Raw genomic sequence first — 476 nt, forward strand, 5'->3', positions numbered from 1 at the left:
GACGATGAGCGCGTGCGCCACTATGCACACGTCAACAACGACGCACTTTCGTTTTCGGCGTCCGGTGCCAGCGTCACGTTCCCACTCTGCTTCTGTCCCGGATGCGGCACCAAAACTGAAGTAGTCAGCGAGGAAGAATAATGAATCAAACAGCAGTCGAGCGCTTGGTGGGTCAGCGTCTTGCGCGATACGAAGAGCTGGAACGGCAGTTGCGGGAACATAACGTCGTCGAGCGCCTTAAGCAGGTGGATGAGGACGCGTCATTTTGGGTGGCATGGGCACTCAATATGATTCAGAGCTTCAACGAATGGACGCAGCCGTTGCTCGATATTCCGATGCACAACGTCGAGGCCGTATACCGCGATCTTGATCGTCTGGTACGCGAAGGTCCCCAGACTCAATTCGAGATGGAGGGAGATGCGACGCTTCCGTTCATGGAAGACAACGGCTATGTGGAACGCGTCATGCTCGAATTC

Annotated in this window: 1 protein-coding gene; it reads left to right on the forward strand. The window is 55.3% G+C overall.

Annotation, left to right across the window (positions count from 1 at the left end):
• Positions 1 to 140: 140 nt before the first annotated feature.
• A partial coding sequence (locus AC1RPN_RS08350) for a hypothetical protein (protein ID WP_481763738.1) occupies positions 141 to 476 on the forward strand: 336 nt, incomplete at its 3' end.

The sequence above is a fragment of the Dellaglioa sp. CoH-57-MRSF-20 genome, assembly GCF_056781955.1.